Annotated in this window: 12 protein-coding genes, 1 tRNA gene and 1 pseudogene; 7 read left to right on the forward strand and 7 right to left on the reverse strand. The window is 68.2% G+C overall.

Annotated features, from left to right (window positions below; all coding sequences use genetic code 11):
• Positions 1-463 precede the first annotated feature (463 nt).
• Positions 464-2,722, forward strand: coding sequence for an NAD-dependent DNA ligase LigA (gene ligA / locus ACQE3L_RS14740; protein ID WP_426964624.1), 2,259 nt, complete (start codon positions 464-466; stop codon positions 2,720-2,722).
• Between the two features lie 39 nt (positions 2,723-2,761).
• Here ligA and ACQE3L_RS14745 read toward each other — a convergent pair whose 3' ends face one another.
• Positions 2,762-3,439, reverse strand: coding sequence for a class I SAM-dependent methyltransferase (locus tag ACQE3L_RS14745; protein WP_426964625.1), 678 nt, complete (start codon positions 3,437-3,439; stop codon positions 2,762-2,764).
• 148 nt (positions 3,440-3,587) lie between these two features.
• On the opposite strand from ACQE3L_RS14745, the gene ACQE3L_RS14750 reads away from it, so the two are divergent.
• On the forward strand, positions 3,588-4,031 hold the full coding sequence (locus ACQE3L_RS14750) for a DUF2391 domain-containing protein (RefSeq protein ID WP_426964626.1): 444 nt from the start codon (positions 3,588-3,590) through the stop codon (positions 4,029-4,031).
• Between the two features lie 188 nt (positions 4,032-4,219).
• On the opposite strand, the pseudogene ACQE3L_RS14755 reads toward ACQE3L_RS14750, so the two are convergent.
• Positions 4,220-5,158 (reverse strand): annotated as a pseudogene (locus tag ACQE3L_RS14755) (formate/nitrite transporter family protein); the annotation flags it as partial.
• Between the two features lie 129 nt (positions 5,159-5,287).
• On the opposite strand from ACQE3L_RS14755, the gene ACQE3L_RS14760 reads away from it, so the two are divergent.
• The 3 genes from ACQE3L_RS14760 (at position 5,288) to cgi121 (ending at position 8,820) form a co-directional block, all read left to right on the forward strand.
• Entirely contained in the window at positions 5,288-5,542 is a 255-nt protein-coding gene (locus ACQE3L_RS14760) for a DUF7967 family protein (protein ID WP_426964627.1), read from the forward strand.
• 72 nt (positions 5,543-5,614) lie between these two features.
• Entirely contained in the window at positions 5,615-8,149 is a 2,535-nt protein-coding gene (locus ACQE3L_RS14765; RefSeq protein WP_426964628.1) for an ATP-dependent DNA helicase, read from the forward strand.
• Complete coding sequence (cgi121, locus tag ACQE3L_RS14770) at positions 8,146-8,820, forward strand: KEOPS complex subunit Cgi121 (protein ID WP_426964629.1); 675 nt, start codon at positions 8,146-8,148, stop codon at positions 8,818-8,820. Before ACQE3L_RS14765 ends, cgi121 begins: the two co-directional genes overlap by 4 nt.
• A 158-nt stretch (positions 8,821-8,978) precedes the next feature.
• Here cgi121 and ACQE3L_RS14775 read toward each other — a convergent pair.
• Positions 8,979-9,051: transfer RNA gene (locus ACQE3L_RS14775), tRNA-Gln, on the reverse strand.
• Positions 9,052-9,261: 210 nt separating this feature from the next.
• Between ACQE3L_RS14775 and ACQE3L_RS14780 the strand changes: the two genes are divergently transcribed.
• Complete coding sequence (locus ACQE3L_RS14780) at positions 9,262-9,852, forward strand: IMP cyclohydrolase (protein WP_426964630.1); 591 nt, start codon at positions 9,262-9,264, stop codon at positions 9,850-9,852.
• 186 nt (positions 9,853-10,038) lie between these two features.
• Here the strand turns inward: ACQE3L_RS14780 and ACQE3L_RS14785 are convergent, their stop codons facing one another.
• The 4 genes from ACQE3L_RS14785 to ACQE3L_RS14800 all read right to left on the reverse strand — a co-directional run bounded on the left by ACQE3L_RS14785 (position 10,039) and on the right by ACQE3L_RS14800 (position 13,347).
• Positions 10,039-11,223 (reverse strand): aspartate kinase, encoded by a 1,185-nt coding sequence (locus tag ACQE3L_RS14785; protein ID WP_426964631.1) that lies wholly within the window; start codon positions 11,221-11,223, stop codon positions 10,039-10,041.
• A gap of 321 nt (positions 11,224-11,544) precedes the next feature.
• Positions 11,545-12,291 (reverse strand): OapC/ArvC family zinc-ribbon domain-containing protein, encoded by a 747-nt coding sequence (locus ACQE3L_RS14790; RefSeq protein ID WP_426964632.1) that lies wholly within the window; start codon positions 12,289-12,291, stop codon positions 11,545-11,547.
• Positions 12,292-12,304: 13 nt separating this feature from the next.
• Positions 12,305-12,706 (reverse strand): DUF2073 domain-containing protein, encoded by a 402-nt coding sequence (locus ACQE3L_RS14795; protein ID WP_426964633.1) that lies wholly within the window; start codon positions 12,704-12,706, stop codon positions 12,305-12,307.
• The gene (locus ACQE3L_RS14800; protein WP_426964634.1) at positions 12,706-13,347 is read right to left on the reverse strand and encodes an Era-like GTP-binding protein; all 642 of its coding nucleotides are present in this window, start codon (positions 13,345-13,347) and stop codon (positions 12,706-12,708) included. Before ACQE3L_RS14800 ends, ACQE3L_RS14795 begins: the two co-directional genes overlap by 1 nt.
• Positions 13,348-14,565: 1,218 nt before the next feature.
• Between ACQE3L_RS14800 and ACQE3L_RS14805 the strand changes: the two genes are divergently transcribed.
• The gene (locus ACQE3L_RS14805; RefSeq protein WP_426964635.1) at positions 14,566-16,620 is read left to right on the forward strand and encodes a Cdc6/Cdc18 family protein; all 2,055 of its coding nucleotides are present in this window, start codon (positions 14,566-14,568) and stop codon (positions 16,618-16,620) included.
• Positions 16,621-16,648 lie beyond the last annotated feature (28 nt).

Here is a 16,648-nt window from a genome sequence, read left to right on the forward strand (position 1 = left end):
CGCGTGCGCACCGCGCGCGCGGGAGGCGGCGGCGCGGCCGCCTGCTGTGCGGTGCGGTTCCGCGGCCGCGCCGCCGCCGAGGTTGGGGAGGTGCGAGGCTGCGGTGCTGGACGGTCGCGGTGCGGTTGTGGTGCGGTTGCGGGGTGGGACTGAAAGGGGCAGCCGGCTCGATCCCGCCCGGACGACGTAAGCACTCGCGCCGAGCTGTGCGGAGAGGCGCGAGCGCGCAGCGAGGCCCGGCGGGTCGAGCCGGCTGGGGCTTTCTGGGTGGTGCTGTCCCACACAGCAGGATCGCCAGCAGTTTCAAAAACGTTGTACGGAGAGCCGGCTGGGGCTTTCTGGGTGATGCCGCCCCGATCAGCAGGATCTGCGACAGACACAGAAGAACCTCACAAAACGCCACAGGAAGGGGAATCGCTGTTTCTCCGACCGCTTTTAGACTGTGGCGCGCACACGCCCGTGCATGAGCGACGACGCGGCCGCCCGCGATCCGGACGGATCGGCCGACGACGAGGGCGCGGAGGGCCACCGCTACGCCGACCCCGACGAGAACCCCTACGTCCGCGACCCGCCGACCGACTTCGATCCGATCGCGGAACTGGACCCGGAGACGGCGGCCGAGCAGGCCGCGCTGCTCCGGGACGCGGTCCGCGAGCACGATTACCGGTACTACGTCGAGGCGGACCCCATCGTCTCGGACGCGAAGTACGACGCGCTGTTCGACCGGTTGCTCGAACTGGAGGACGCCTTCGACCTCCCGACCGAGAACTCCCCGACACAGCGCGTCGGCGGGGCGCCGGTGGACCACCTCGAAACGGTCGCACACACCGCGCCGATGCTCTCCATCGACGCCTCGACCGACGCCGCGGACGTGCGCGAGTTCGACGAGCGCGTGCGCAGGAACCTCCGCGAGGCGGAGATCGACCCCGACGTCGACTACGTCTGCGAGCCGAAGTTCGACGGACTCTCCGTCGAGGTGATCTACGAGGACGGCGAATACGCGCGCGCCGCGACCCGAGGGGACGGGCACGAGGGCGACGACGTGACCGAGCAGGTGCGGACGATACGCGCGGTCCCGAGCAAGCTCCGGGGGGACCCGCCGGCGTTCCTCGCGGTCCGCGGCGAGGTGTACATGCCGCTGGACGCGTTCGAGGAGCACAACCGCGAGCGCCGAGAGGCGGGGAAGGAGCCGTTCGCGAACCCCCGGAACGCGGCCGCGGGGACGCTCCGCCAGCTCGACCCCTCCGTCGTCGCGGAGCGGCCGCTCTCGATATTCTTCTTCGACGTGCTCGACTGGGCGGAGGCGGGCGGGACGGAGTCGGCCGGGGCGGGCGGGACGAGCGCGGACGCGGGAAGCGCCGGCTCGGAGGGCGAGAACGCGGGAGACGCCGGCGAACCCGGCCGCGGGCGCCCGCCGACCCACTGGGACGAACTCGACCTCTTCGAGGACCTCGGGCTCAGACACAACGACCGCGTGGAACTGGTCGCGGACGTCGACGAGGCGATCGACTACCGGGACCGGATGGAGTCGGTCCGCGACGACCTCGACTACGAGATCGACGGCACCGTCATCAAGGTGAACGACCACGCGGCCTGCGACGCGCTCGGGACCACCTCGCGGTCGTACCGGTGGGCGTTCGCCTACAAGTTCCCGCCGCGGACCGAGACCACGACCGTCGAGGACGTCGTCGTACAGGTTGGCCGCACCGGCCGGCTCACGCCGGTCGCGATGCTCGATCCCGTCGAGGTCGGCGGCGTGACGGTTTCGCGGGCGACGCTCCACAACCCCGAGGAGATCGAGACGCTCGGCGTGAACGTCGGCGACGTGGTTCGGGTCTACCGCGCGGGCGACGTGATCCCCTACATCCCCGCGGTCGTGGAGAAGCGCTCGGAGGGGCACTACGAGTTCCCGGCGGAGTGCCCGGTCTGCGGCTCCGTGGTCGAGCGCGACGGTCCCCTGGCGTTCTGTACCGGTGGGCTCGGCTGTCCCGCACAGCTGGAGCGGGCGGTCGAGCACTGGGCGCGCCGCGACGCGCTCGACATCGAGGGGCTCGGGCCGGAGACGGTCGAACAGCTCCGGGAGGCCGGGCTCGTCGAGTCGCTCCCGGACCTCTACCGGCTGGAGAAGGACGACCTCGTGGGGCTGGAGGGGTGGGGCGAGACGAGCGCGGAGAACCTGATCGCGGAGCTTTCGGCCTCGAAGGAGCCGCCGCTCGACGAATTCCTCGCCGCGCTCGGCATCCCGGAGGTGGGGCCGACGACCGCGCGCTCGCTGTCGACGCACTTCGGGACGCTCGACGCGCTGCTGGACGCCGACGTCGAGGAGCTGACCGCGGTCGAGGACGTGGGCGAGACGGTCGCGACCGAGATTCGGGAGTTCCTCGACGCCGAGCGCAACCGCGAGGCCATCGAGGCCCTCCGCGACCTCGGGGTCGACCCCCAACCCGTCGCGGGCGAGACCGGCGACGAGCTCGACGGGCTGACGTTCGTGTTCACGGGCGCGCTGTCGGTCCCCCGTAGCGAGGCGCAGGAGCTGGTGGAGCGACACGGCGCGAACGCGACCGGGAGCGTGTCCGGCAACACCGACTACCTCGTCGTCGGCGAGGACCCCGGCGCGACCAAGCGCGCGGACGCGGACGAGGAAGGCGTGCCGGAACTGGACGAGGAGGCGTTCGCGGACCTGCTGGCCGATCGCGACGTCGAGTGGCCGCCCGCGGAGTGACCGCGGCCGGCGCTGCCCCGATTCAGAAAATCGTCCGTATCAGGGCGCGACGCCGACGGTCAGCAGGGTCCCCCACGTCCGATAGCGGTCGACCATCGCCTCGCGCGTCTCCCAGCTGTCGGTCGGGAACGCCTCCGCGGGCGGGATCTCGATCTCGCGGTCCGGGATCGCGTCCTGTTCGGCGACGTGGAGTCCCGCCTCGCGGAACGCCTCGCGGTACTGCTCGCGGCTCCACAGCGTCATGTCCACGGAGATCGAGTCCTGCCATGCGTGCGTGTGCTCGCTCTCCGCGAAGAAGTTGACCGCGCAGTAGAAGGTGCCGCCGGGTTTCAGAACTCGGCGGACTTCCTCGAGCGTTCGGTGGGGGTCCGCGGCGTAGTAGAACGCCTCCATCGTGACGACGTGGTCGACCGAGTCGTCCGCGAACGGCAGGTCGTCGAAGTCCCCGACGAGGAAGCCCACGTCGGGGTCGTCGGTGTAGCTCCGCGCGTTGCGGGCCATCTCCGGCGCGCCGTCGAGGCCGTAGCCGCGGCCGATCCCCCGCTCGCGGAGCGCGCGGAGCGCGTACCCCGACCCGGTTCCGAGGTCGACGACCGTGTCGCCCCGCTCCACGGGCATCCGGGCGAGGACGTGCTTCGCGGTGTGCCAGTGGCGCTCCTCCATCCCGCGGTCCTTCCCCGACGCGGCCCACTCGTCGAACTCCTCGCGAACGCTCATGACCGACTCTCCGGCCGGCGGCGTGAAAACCGGTTCGGACGCCTCGCCGTCGGCGAGGAGCCGCCGAGGCGCCTGCGAGGCGTCGGCGAGGCGACGGACGGGGGGCGCTGGCGGCGGAGTTTTATCGCCACCCCTCGCATGGGGAAGCATGAAGCGACCACGGGGGCTGCGGCGTCCCAACTTCCGGATCGCGGACTCCGCCCAGCAGATCGTCGGCGGGTTCCTGCTCGCGGGGCCGTTCGTCGTCACCGAGGAGGTGTGGGTGCTCGCCGGCGGGATGAACGGGCTGCAGGCCGTCCTGACCGCCTGCGTCGTCGCCGCAATCGGCTACGCGGCGCTCTATCGCGCGGACACCGGCCGCGATCCGGACGAGGAACAGGAGGTCGTCGGGATCCCGGTCCGGTTCGTCTCGCTGATGGTGGTCTCGTTCGGCTCCGTCGCGGTGCTCGCCCTCCTGTTCGACGCTCCGGACACGTTCCTGATCGAGCAGGGGATCGCGGGCGTCGACCTGTGGCTCACGACCGCGAAGGCCGTGACCGTCGGCGCGGTGTTCAGCGTCGTCGGCGCCGCGACCGCCGACAGCGTCTTCTGAGACTTCCGTTTTGGAGAACGGGAGTGCGGGAGCGGGCTCAGAAACGGGAGTGCGGGAGCGGGCTCAGAAACGGGAGTGCGAGAGCAGGAGCGGAGAACGGAGTCGGTTCCGGCCGCGGGGTGGGTAACCGGCAGGCGGCGTCAGTCTTCCTCCTCACGACGCTGGGTATAGGACCGCTCGTCCGGCTCGACCGGGACGTACGTCCGGCCGGCGCGGGCGCCCATCGTCAGCTCGCCCAGCGTGAGCTGGGTCACGTCCTGGCCCTCGCGGACGGTCTGCCGACGGCTCTCGGAGGTCTGGAAGTAGTTGACCACCGTGACCAAGAGCACGCCGCCGATGGTGTTCCCGAGCAGTACCGGGAAGACGAACGTCGTCAGCCCGGGGAGCAGTGCCGCCTCGCCCAGGAAGAAGAGGTACATCAGCTCCGTGAACGAGACGACGACGTGGAAGAGGTTCGCCAGCGGGATACAGAGGAACGCGATGTAGATCAGGACCAGCCGCGAGATCGTGTCCCGCGAAGCGAAGTCCATCCAGACGACGCCCGCGACGATGAACCCGGCGAAGCCGGCCTTGAAGAACAGGTCCCAGAAGGGCGTCTCCAGCCCGGTCTGCGAGAGGCTCATGGCCGCCTCAGCGGCCGCGGGCGAGAACACGCCGGAGTACGCGAGCACGAGCGCGCCCAGCCCGCCGCCGACGAAGTTGCCGATCATCACGACGAGCCAGACGCGCAACAGCGCCGGCACGCTGGCGAGCCGCTCCAGTACGAGCGCGACCGGCGGGAGCGTGTTCTCGGTGTACAGCTGATACCCGCCGATGATGATGTAGATGAACCCAATGGGGTACAGAAGCGCCTTCAGGATCGGGTGGCCGTCCGTAGCGCCGTACAGCGACGCGTACATCAGGAACGTCAGCGTGATCGCGAACCCGGCCGCCAGCGCGCTGAAGAACAGCTCGCGGAACGGCGTGTCGATCTCGTCGTCCGCGGCCGCGACGATGCGTTGGAACACCTCGTCCGTCTCGAAGCGGTCGCGGACCACCGCGCCCACGGCCGGCGCGCCGTGGCGCGACTCCTCGACCGCCTGCCGGACGGCCTCGCTGCCGTTCTCCTCGTCGTCGCTGTCGGTCATTGCGTCCGGCTACACCGCCCGGGGTAAAAACGCCTGTTACCGCTCCCGGGCGACGGCGACCGACGCGGCCGCGTCCGCGGAGCCGCGAACAGGCGCTTTATCCCGATCGCCGGCGACGTTCCACCAGACATGCCCCGCGTCTGGCTCGTCGACCGACAGTTCGACTCGAAGGGCCTCGTCCGTCTCACGTACGCCACGACCGACGGCGAGCGCATGCACACCACCGAGATCGCCCAGCAGCGCCTCGTCACCGGTCGCGGCGTCACCGCCGGCCGCGAGGTGGACGGGTCGGACCTGGCCGCGACGGACCCCGAGAACGTCGAGCGCTTCGCCCGCGAGGCCGACCGGATGGCCGAGGAGCACGATCTCGACGACGAGGTGTAGCGCGGCCCGGCCGACGAGGTGTAGCACGCTCTCTCCGACCCTTTAAATCCGAGCGGGGACGACGGACACCCAATGGAACCGACCTCGCTCTCCGGGCTTCCCGCGGGCGTTGGCGAGGCCCTCGAAGCGGAGGGGATCGCCGATCTCTACCCGCCCCAGGAGGCGGCGGTCGACGCCGGAGTGACCGACGGCGAGAGCCTCGTCGCGGCCGTGCCGACCGCGTCCGGGAAGACGCTGATCGCCGAGTTAGCCATGCTCTCGGCGGTCGAGCGCGGCGGGAAGGCGCTGTACATCGTCCCCCTGCGCGCGCTGGCGTCCGAGAAGAAGGCCGAGTTCGAGCGGTGGGCGGAGTTCGGCGTGACGACCGGTGTCTCGACGGGTAACTACGAGTCCGACGGCGAGTGGCTCGCGAGCCGCGACATCATCGTGGCCACCTCCGAGAAGGTCGACTCGCTGATCCGCAACGGCGCCCCGTGGATCGACGACCTCACCTGCGTCGTCTCCGACGAGGTCCACCTCGTCGACGACGCCGGCCGCGGCCCGACGCTCGAGGTGACGCTCGCGAAGCTCCGCCGCGTGAACCCCGGACTGCAGACGGTCGCGCTCTCCGCGACGGTCGGCAACGCCGACGTCGTCGCCGACTGGCTCGACGCCGAGTTGGTGGAGTCGGACTGGCGCCCCATCGACCTCCGGATGGGCGTCCACTTCGGCAACGCGATCAACTTCGACGACGGGAGCCAGAAGGAAGTCCCCGTCGAGCGCGGCGAGGACCAGACCGCGGCGCTGGTCGCGGACGCGCTCGACACCGAGGAGGAGGGACAGGGCGGCTCCTCGCTGGTGTTCGTCAACTCCCGACGAAACGCGGAGTCGGCCGCGCGCAAGCTGACCGACGTGACAAAGCCCCGACTGACCGCCGACGAGCGCGACGACCTCCGTGCGCTGGCCGAGGAGATCAGGGGCGTCTCGGACACCGACACGTCCGAGGATCTGGCCGACGCCGTCGAGCAGGGCGCCGCCTTCCACCACGCCGGGCTCGCGAGCGAGCACCGGAGCCTCGTGGAGGACGCCTTCCGCGACCGGCTGATCAAGGTCATCGCCGCGACGCCGACGCTCGCCGCGGGGGTGAACACGCCCGCCCGCCGCGTGATCGTCCGCGACTGGCGGCGCTACGACGGCGAGTTCGGCGGCATGAAGCCGCTGGACGTGCTGGAGGTCCACCAGATGTGCGGCCGCGCCGGGCGGCCGGGGCTCGACCCCTACGGCGAGGCGGTGCTGCTCGCGAAGGACTCCGACACGATGGACGAACTGTTCGAGCGGTACATCTGGGCCGAGCCGGAGAACGTGCGCTCGAAGCTCGCCGCCGAGCCCGCGCTCCGAACGCACGTGCTCGCGACCGTCGCGACCGGCTTCGCCTCGACCCGCGAGGGACTGTTAGAGTTCCTGAGCAACACGCTGTACGCCACCCAGACGGACGACGACCGCCGGCTGGAGTCGGTGACGGACACCGTCCTCGACTACCTGGAGGTCAACGGCTTCCTCGACCGCGAGTACGCGGACGGCACGGAGTCGCTGTCGGCCACCTCGACGGGCCACACCGTCTCCCGGCTGTATCTGGACCCCATGAGCGCCGCCGAGATGATCGACGGGCTGGAGGCTGCCGCGGGGACTGCGGAGGGAGACGAAAACGAGGCGGCCGCGGGGACCGCGAACGCCGAGTTCGTCCCCGCCGAGGACGGCGGCGCCGGCGAGGAGACCGCGTTCATGAACTACACGCGGAGCGATGAGGGTGACGCCGGAGAGGGTGACGCCGAGGACAAAAATGTGGGTGCGGACGAAGGCGGAAGCGAAGGGGAAGGCGAGAGCGACGGAGAAGGCGAAAGCGACGGGGAAAGCGAAAGCGACGGTAGCGCCGACATCGACCTCACGCCCCTCGGGCTCTACCACCTCGTGAGCCGGACGCCGGACATGTACGAGCTCTACCTCAAGTCCGGCGACCGCGAGACGTACACCGAGCTCTGCTACGAGCGCGAGGCGGAGCTCCCGGGGGACGTGCCCTCGGAGTACGAGGACGTGCGCTTCGAGGACTGGCTCGCGTCGCTCAAGACCGCGCGGATGCTGGAGGACTGGGCCAGCGAGGTGGACGAGGACCGCATCGCTGAGCGGTACGGCGTCGGCCCCGGCGACATCCGCGGGAAGGTCGAGACCGCGGAGTGGCTCCTCCGGGCGGCCGAGACGCTCGCGCGGGAGGTCGACGTGCACCCGGACGCGGTCGTCGCGGTCCGCGAGGCGCGCAAGCGCGTCGAGTACGGCGTTCGCGAGGAGCTGCTGGACCTGGCCGGGGTCCGGAGCGTCGGCCGAAAGCGCGCTCGGCGGCTCTACGAGGCGGGCATCGAGGATCGGGCGGACCTCCGTGAGGCCGACAAGTCGGTGGTACTCGGTGCGCTCCGCGGGCGCGAGAAGACCGCCGAGCGCATCCTCCAGAACGCCGGCCGCGAGGACCCCTCGATGGACGGCGTGCGCGCGGACGCGAGTGCCTCCGCGGCCGCGACCGCCGGCGCCGCCGAGGGGGACGGCGACGGCCAGTCGAGTCTGGGTGATTTCGGATGACGGGCGCGACTGTCGGCAGTGCGCCCGAGGTCGACGTGCGTGTTGTGGCAGGGACCGCGCGGGTCGACGACCTCGACGCGTTCCTCGCGGAGGTGAATGCCGTCCGCGAGGCGACCGGCGCGGTGGTGCAGGTGTTCGACGCGCGGTACGTCGTCTCCCGGCGGCACCTCGTCCGCGCGGTCGAGTTGGCCGAGCGCGCCGCCGACCGCGGAGAGACCGTCGCGCGGGACCGCGCGGTCGAGGTGCTGCTGTACGCGGCCGGCCGTCGACAGATCGACCGCGCGCTGAAGATGGGCGTCGACGAGGGCGAGGGGCCGGCCGCGGCGGTCGTCTACGCGACGTCGATGACCGAAGGGGAGACCGGCGGAGAGCGCGGATGCGGTGACCGGCCGACCGAAGAGCGCGGATGCGGTGACCGGCCGACCGAAGAGCGCGGATGCGGTGACCGGCCGACCGAGGAGAACGAGGAAGCCGTCGAGAGGGCGGTCGACCGCGTGCTCGACCTGCTAGCCGATTCCGCGGTCGTGGGGCCCGACGGGGACGTTCCCGGGACCGACCTCGCGACCGTCCGAGAGTTCTTCGACGTGAGCGACGCGGAGCTGGCCGCGGTCGACGGGACGCTCGCGGACGTGGTGCTGGAACGGGTCGCTCTGCTCGACGTGGAGAAGTGACCGACTGGGTAGGTTCGGCGGGCGACGACTGGAGAGGTTCGGCGGGCGACGACCGGAGCGGTTCGGTGGGCGACAACCGGTCGCGAACGAGGACCCGGAGACCCCTCCGTTTCAGGTGGAAACACGGAGATGTGACTCCGAACGTAGTGCAGGAGAAATAGTTCCACCAGGATTCGAACCTGGGTCGAAGCCCCCAGAAGGCTTCAGGATTGGCCGCTACCCCATGGAACTACGAACGCATCAGTCGGTAGTGCGTGGATAGTTATGAGTGTTGCGAAGCCGAGTCGGCTGGCGACCCGCTTCCTGCGGGTGGTTTTTGCAGCATGCGCCGGTCGCCGTGGTCGGCCCAAGGACGAGCGAGGACCGATACGCCGTGGTGGCAGTTTCCTCGGAGGTGCATATATCGTTACCTATTAGTCCGACAGATAACCACGTTCGTGTATGTACATCGGTCGTTTCGTCGTCGTCGGACCCGGTATCGGCGCCTATCGCGTCTCCTCACGCTCGTTCCCGAACCGCCGCGTGGTCGACCGCGAGGGGACGCTGACCGTGGGGCCGACCCCCGACGCCCCGGAGACGGACAATCCCTACATCTCCTACAACTGTGCGCGCGCGGTCGAGACGCCCGCGGGCGAGACGCTCGCTGTCGTCGGGAACGGTTCGCACGTCGACCCGATCGCAGAGAAACTGGAGCGGGGGTACCCCGCCCGCGACGCGCTCGCGAATCCCCTCCTCGCACTCGACTTCGAGAAGGACGACTACGACACCCCCCGGATCGCCGGGGTCGTTGGGGCAGAGACCGCGACGATCGGGACGGTCCGACGCGATGCGCTGCTGGTGGAGGAGGTCGACGAGCCGACGCTCGTCGCGACCTACGAGAAGGACGCGCCCGAACCGTTCGGTCTCGACGCCGCGACCGCGGGTGAGGCCGCGGCCGAGGTGCTCGGCGCCGACTTCGAGCACGCGGTCTGTGCGGCCGGCGCGACCGTAGCCGCTGACGGCGTCTCCCTCGCGTTCGAGAACGGCGACTGAGCCGTTTGTCTGTGAGGGATGCGGTCCCGAGGGTCGATGTTTTTGTCTAGTTACGGCAGAAATCCTCCGCAGCATTTCTGACGGCAGCGCTACTTCTGACGGAAGCGGTACTCCTGACAGAAATTTTCAGGACTGCAGTTCGGTTCCGTGTCCGTGGTTCGGACCCGCGTCCGTGGGCTACGTGGGCTACGCCTCGAACTCCTCTTGAACGATCTCCAGGGCCTCCTCGCGGTCGTCCCAGTCGACGAACAGCGCGACGGAGGTGGCACTGGTGATCAGGTCGATGATGTTGATCCCGGCCTCCGCGAGGGGTGAGACGATCTCCTGGATAATGCCGGGGCGGTTCGGGAGTTCGCCGCCGGTCAGGCGGATGACTGCGACCGGGTCGTGGACGGTGACCGACGAGAGCGCGTCGTCGGTGACGACCTCCTCGTGGAGCAGGGCCTCGGCGGCCTCCGCCCGGTCCACGTCGACGTAGAAGGTGACCGAGTCCATGCCGGACGCGACCGCGTCGATGTTGATCTCGTCCGTGCGGAGGCGCGCGGACAGGTCCGCGAGGATCCCCGGCCGGTTCCTGATCGCGCGGCCGGCGACGGTGAGGCAGGCGAGCGGCTCCTCACGCATGTCGATCAGGTTCTCGAACTGGCCCTCGATCTCGGTGCCGCCCGCGAGTAAGTCGCCGTGCTGGTAGTGGACGACCCGGACCGCCAGGTCGGTCCCCTTGTACGAGAGCGCGCTCGGGGCGACGACCTCCGCGCCGCGGAACGAGAGGTTTCTGAGCTCGTCGACCGTGATCCGACCGACGTTGCGCGCGCCCTCGACGACCCGCGGGTCGCCGGTCATGACGCCCTCCACGTCGGTGACGATGACGACCTCGTCGGCGTCCATGTAGTTGCCAAGCATCACCGCGGTCGTGTCGGACCCGCCGCGGCCGAGCGTCGTGACGTTCCCGTCGTGGTCCTCCGCGAGGAAGCCCGTGATGACCGGGACGACGCCGTCCATCTCGGCGGCGAGTTGCTGTGCGCGAGCGCGCGTCTCCTCGACGTCCACCTCGCCGAGCTCGTTCGTGATGACCGGCCAGTCCGGATGGCCGGGTTCGAGGAACACCGCGTCCACGTCGCGGGCCGCGAGCGCGGCCTTGAGCATGCGGACGCTCGTCCGCTCGCCCATCGAGACGATCTCGGCGCGGTCGGCGTCATCGGCCTCGAACGTGATCTCGTCGAGGAGTTCGTCCGTCGTCGACCCCATCGCGCTCGCGACGATCGCGATCTCGTGGCCCTCCTCGACCGCCTTCGCGACCGAGTCGGCCGCTCGGTTGATGCGGTCTCCACTCCCCAGACTCGTGCCGCCGAACTTCGCGACTACGCGCATCGGCGGCCTCCGGCTCTCGAAACGTGACGCTCGGGCATGAACCCGCATAGACGAGGAAGCCGCATAACTGTGTCCTCTTGTCCAACCGTTGCCGGAGAGAAAACACCGAGACGGCGCTCCGATGACCTGATGTCTCAGGAACGTTTCGCCTGCCGGAAACGAACGGAAGTTTCGTCTGTCAAAAACGAACGGAAACGGCTCGACTGACGGGCGTCGCCTGCTCGGTCGTGGGCGTCGCCTGCTCGGTCGTGGGCGTCGCCTGCTCGGTCGTGGGCGTTGCCTGCTCGGTCGTCGGGGCCGCTGCCCGATCGTCGGCGTCGACTACTCGTCGTCCGGGCCCCAGTTGCCGGGCATCTCGATCACGTAGCGGCCGTCCTCGCGCAGCGAGATGATGTACTCCTGTCTGTCGTACAGTTCCATCAGGTTCAGTTCGTACTCGCCCTGGCCGACGATCCGGATGCTCTCGAACTGATCGTTGAGCTCCTCGCGGAGGGAGTCGAGTCCGGGGCGTTCGTCGGCGTGGGGATCGCCGCCCTCGTCGCCCCCAGTTTCGGGTCGAGAGGACGTGCCGTCCGTATCCGGGAGTTCATCGGGCGAGACCACGTCCGAGCGGGCGCTGGCCTGCGCGCGGTCCTCGGCGTCGACCTCGGGCGCGGTCGCAGCGTCGTCGCCCGCTTCGGTACGGTCCGCCCCGGCGCCGCTCGCTGCGGCGTCTGTCTCCGCATCCGTCCTGGCGCTCGTCGTCGTGTCCGTCGTTGTGTCCGTCGTTGTGTCCGTCGTCGTGTCCGTCGTCGTGTCCGTCGTCGTGTCCGTCGTCGCGTCCGCCCGCCGACCGGAGTTCGACCGCGTCCGCGGTTCGGCGTCGTCGTGGGAGGCGGTCCGCCCCTCCGTTTCGGCTGGAGCGGTCGCGTCGCGGTCGCTGGACCCGGACCCTGGCTCCGGGTCGGGATCCGTCGCTCCCGGGGGCTTGAACTGGAACTTGTTCCCGCCGCAGTCGGGACAGCCGGAGAGCATCTCCTTGGAGCCGTCCGCGAACGTCCGTCCGCAGGAGGTACATTGGTGAGGCATTACCGGAGGGGCCTCACTTCCGGGAGACGAGCGCGCTGATGAGCGTCTCGTCCTTGTGGAGCGTTTCGAGCTGATTGGCCGGGCCGATGACGGTGAGCTTCTTGGCCGACTCGCGGCCCATCAGCCGGTCGAGGAGGCTCTGGTCGGTCGCCTGCGACTGGGGGTAGGTCTCGATCTCGATGCCGGAGAAGTCGTCGGGACTGATCTCGGTCATCGTCACCTCGATGAGCTTCGACTCCTCGTCCGGGGAGAGCCCCTCCTCGAGGATGACGATGTTTCCGTCGCGGACGCCGTCGAGGATGAGCCGGATCTTCTCCATGCTCGTGAGCCCCTCCATCCGGGCGCCGCTGATGAGGTCGATCTGGACGCCGTCGTCCGGTTCGTCCGCCGATTCGTCGGAGGTGACTTCGGGCATTATCCGAAGTACTCCGCGATCTTGTCGTACACTTCGTCCATGTTCTCGCCCTCCAGCGCCGACAGCGGGATCGTCTCGTGCTGGGGGAAGGCGTTCGCGACGCGCTGGACGTTCGACTCCGGCAGGTCCGTCTTGTTCGCGAGGATGAGCACCGGCAGGTCCTGCGACTCGATGATGCCGATGAGCATCGTGTTCACCTGCGTGAACGGGTCGGTCGTCGAGTCGAGCACGTAGATGACGCCGTCGACGTCCTCGCGGAGCCAGTGCATCGCCTCCGCGACGCCCTCGGTCGCCTCGCGCGACCGGCGGACGGCGTCGTCCTTCTCCATCTCGTGGTCGAGGAACTCCTTGTAGTCGACCTTGGTGGTGACGCCCGGCGTGTCGACGATGTCGATGGTCACCTTGCGGCCGTTACGCTCGATCTCGACGCCCTCCTTGCGGCGCGCCCGCCGCGTTTCGTGCGGAATGTGACTCTCCGGTCCGACCGCGTCGCCGGTCCAGTCGCGCGCGATCCGGTTCGCGAGCGTCGTCTTCCCGGCGTTCGGCGGGCCGTAGATACCGATACGTTTGGGCTCGCTGTCGGTGAACAACCGATCCGAGACCCGTGATATACTGTCCCTGAGATTTGTGAGCAGTCCCATCCTGATTCCGGCCTCCCTCTCTCGCGCGGGGATTGTAGCTACTCTCTTCGCCGCTCTCACTTAACAACTGCGTCAGACACACCTACAAAACCGGGGAAGACGCCTCGAAGCCACCGGTCAAGCGGCCGGCTGGTGACCGTTTGACTGCGAGAGCGTTCACTTAGATGGGCGATCGATTTCAGGAACGGGTCGCTTCGTCCTCCGGATAGGTAGTCCGGATAGGCAGCTCGGATAGGCGGTCGCTTCAGTTTCCGGACGGACAGTCACCTCGCTCGAGACGAAGGTTCCACCTCCCCCACCCCTTCGTTTCGTGTGGAACGTTTGGTTGGGGAGGGTGGTTTTGTCGTTGGGCGGGTATTCTCGGAGAGAAGCGTCAACCAACAGGAAAGAACAGCCGATATATTTCTTGTCTTCCTGTATTACGGGTACTGTTTTAGAAGTAGCGTGTTAAAGCCACCGGAAATAATAGACCCCCTCCCCCCCCACCCACCATCCACCGCTCCACACGAAACGAAGGGGTGGGGGGCACCCCACCACCCCCCGTTTCCCGTCGACACCCCGCCCCCTGTCGGTAACAACAGAACACCGACAACTGAATACCGACTTTTTCGGAACGAAGATACCCGCGGTACACGACGTGTCTTCACGGTTGCCGGCTCGATCCGGCCAATACTCCCCTCGTGTCGAGTTGGCCAGGCAGCTCCGAACCATGAAACGACTCCCCTCAGTCGACATTCAGCCGAAGCCTTCAGTCGACATTCAGCCGAAGCGCTCAGTTCAGTCGAAACGCTCCCCGCTTGGCCTCGATGTTTCTGTGACGCACTTCTCCGACGAAAGACGACGAGTGGAGGTTCTCCCTTCCGCATCCTCCTGACGTTCCGTATCCACCTGAAATGCTGCCCCCATTATCGACTGCAACCGTAGGCTATCGATTTCTCGGTTGTTTCTCCGAGATCCGACCGGTACCGACCCTATCTCGGTGGCTCATCGACGTCGGTCTCGCCGCCGCTTTGGATCGGTTGGGCTCCGTGGTGGCTCACTCGCCCCCTGCTTCAACTGGAGAGGGGAACACTTTTATTCCGTCTGTTCATCTGGTTCGCCTGCATCAATTGGACGCGCCCGGCGGATATATTCACGCCGGAAAGCTCGTATTCGGCAGATAGGGACGATCTGACACCATTCCCGGGCGCGTTTTCCACCTGAAATTGGGGGGTATCCATGGACGACACGAACGACGACCACCAACAGACCGCGTCGCGATCCGATGCCGCGTCCGCAACTGACGACGGGACCGTATCCGACGCCGACGACGAGGAGCCCGACGCCGCGACCTCGACAGACACGGATAACGAAACCGATAGTGACGCCGCAGTCGATGGCGACGCTGCAGTCGGTGGCGACGTCGCGGTCGATGGCAATGCTGCGGTCGACGGCAACGCTGCTGTCGATGGCAACGCTGCGGTCGATGGCTCGAGTGAGCCGAACTCGCCCGACCCGGTACCGCACACCGAGGGGGAGTCCGAGTCCTCGACCAGACCGTCTTCGGTGAACGGCGAGACACCGCCTTCGGCAGACGCGGACGGCGCTGAGGGGGCCGACTGGGAAGCGACCGACATCGACCTCGAAGTCGGGTCGACCTCCGGTCGCGACCGGTCGTCTCCGGACGTGGACCTGGTCGGCGACGTCCTCGACGAGGAACCCGACGAAGACGAAGACAGTCGAGGGCTGTTCGACGACCTGCTCTCCGGCGAGCCGATCTTCGAGAACAAGGAGGTCCTCCGCCCGTCGTACACCCCCCACGAGCTCCCGCACCGGAACGACCAGATCAACCAGATGGCGACGATCCTCGTCTCCGCGCTGCGCGGCGAGACCCCTTCCAACATCCTCATCTACGGGAAGACGGGGACCGGAAAGACCGCGTCCGCGAAGTTCGTCTCCAACGAGCTGGAGTCCACCTCCCAGAAGTACGACGTACCCTGCGAGGTCGAGTACATCAACTGCGAGGTGACCGACACCCAGTACCGCGTGCTCGCGCAACTCGCGAACAAGTTCATCCGGAAGAACCAGGAGGTCATCGACGACAAACTCGACCGGCTCCGGGACCTCCGCTCGCGGCTCGACGACGAGGGTGCCGACGAAGGCGACGACGCGGTAAACGCCGACGCGACGACCACCGACGCGACGACCACCGACGCGACGACCACCGACGCGACGACCACCGACGCGACGACCACCGACGCGACGACCACCGACGCGACGACCACCGACGCGACGACCACCGACACCGCAGACGCTGAGGCCGTCGACCCCATCGATCCCTCGGCGTTCGACTCGATCGCGGAAGTCGACGATCGAATCGCGGAACTGGAAGACGACCGCGAGGAGATGGAGGAAGTGCCCATGACCGGGTGGCCGACCGACCGCGTTTACACGACGTTCTTCGACGCGGTCGACTACAACGAGCGCGTAGTCGTCATCATGCTCGACGAGATCGACAAGCTGGTCGAGAAATCGGGGGACGACACACTGTATAACCTCTCGCGGATGAACTCCGAGCTCGACAACTCCCGGATCTCCATCATGGGCATCTCGAACGACCTGAAGTTCACCGATTTCCTCGACCCGCGCGTGAAGTCGAGCCTCGGCGAGGAGGAGATCGTCTTCCCCCCGTACGATGCGAACCAGCTCCGGGACATCCTCCAGCACCGCTCGACCGCGGCGTTCAAGCCCGACGCGCTCACGGACGACGTGATCCCCCTGTGCGCGGCGTTCGCCGCCCAGGAACACGGCGACGCTCGACGCGCGCTCGACCTGCTCCGGACCGCCGGCGAACTCGCCGAACGCTCGCAGGCGGAGATCGTCGGCGAGGAGCACGTCCGACAGGCCCAGGACAAGATCGAACTCGACCGCGTCGTGGAGGTCGTCCGCACCCTCCCGACCCAGTCGAAGATCGTCCTCTTCGCGGTCATCCTGCTGGAGAAGAACGGCGTCCACAACATCAACACCGGCGAGGTGTTCAACATCTACAAACGGCTCTGCGAGGAGATCGACGCCGACGTACTCACCCAGCGCCGCGTCACCGACCTCATCAGCGAGCTCGACATGCTCGGCATCGTCAACGCGGTCGTCGTCTCGAAGGGCCGCTACGGCCGCACCAAGGAGATGAGCCTCTCCGTCCCCATCGACGAGACCGAGGCCGTCCTGCTGTCGGACTCCCGACTCGGCGACATCGAGAACGCGCAGCCGTTCGTCCAGGCCCGCTTCGACAACTGACGCCGGAACATCGACCGCCGGCTCTTCG

The organism is Haloparvum alkalitolerans (assembly GCF_050122995.1).
GTDB classification, from domain to species: domain Archaea; phylum Halobacteriota; class Halobacteria; order Halobacteriales; family Haloferacaceae; genus Haloparvum; species Haloparvum alkalitolerans.

What these genes read in the sequence shown, in the direction of transcription:
- ACQE3L_RS14750 (WP_426964626.1), top strand. Translation starts at nt 3,588, where the DNA reads ATGAAGCGACCACGGGGGCTGCGGCGTCCCAACTTCCGGATCGCGGAC.
- ACQE3L_RS14790 (WP_426964632.1), bottom strand. Translation starts at nt 12,291, where the DNA reads ATGCCTCACCAATGTACCTCCTGCGGACGGACGTTCGCGGACGGCTCC.
- ligA (WP_426964624.1), top strand. Translation starts at nt 464, where the DNA reads ATGAGCGACGACGCGGCCGCCCGCGATCCGGACGGATCGGCCGACGAC.
- ACQE3L_RS14760 (WP_426964627.1), top strand. Translation starts at nt 5,288, where the DNA reads ATGCCCCGCGTCTGGCTCGTCGACCGACAGTTCGACTCGAAGGGCCTC.
- ACQE3L_RS14795 (WP_426964633.1), bottom strand. Translation starts at nt 12,706, where the DNA reads ATGCCCGAAGTCACCTCCGACGAATCGGCGGACGAACCGGACGACGGC.
- cgi121 (WP_426964629.1), top strand. Translation starts at nt 8,146, where the DNA reads ATGACGGGCGCGACTGTCGGCAGTGCGCCCGAGGTCGACGTGCGTGTT.
- ACQE3L_RS14805 (WP_426964635.1), top strand. Translation starts at nt 14,566, where the DNA reads ATGGACGACACGAACGACGACCACCAACAGACCGCGTCGCGATCCGAT.
- ACQE3L_RS14785 (WP_426964631.1), bottom strand. Translation starts at nt 11,223, where the DNA reads ATGCGCGTAGTCGCGAAGTTCGGCGGCACGAGTCTGGGGAGTGGAGAC.
- ACQE3L_RS14800 (WP_426964634.1), bottom strand. Translation starts at nt 13,347, where the DNA reads ATGGGACTGCTCACAAATCTCAGGGACAGTATATCACGGGTCTCGGAT.
- ACQE3L_RS14765 (WP_426964628.1), top strand. Translation starts at nt 5,615, where the DNA reads ATGGAACCGACCTCGCTCTCCGGGCTTCCCGCGGGCGTTGGCGAGGCC.
- ACQE3L_RS14745 (WP_426964625.1), bottom strand. Translation starts at nt 3,439, where the DNA reads ATGAGCGTTCGCGAGGAGTTCGACGAGTGGGCCGCGTCGGGGAAGGAC.
- ACQE3L_RS14780 (WP_426964630.1), top strand. Translation starts at nt 9,262, where the DNA reads ATGTACATCGGTCGTTTCGTCGTCGTCGGACCCGGTATCGGCGCCTAT.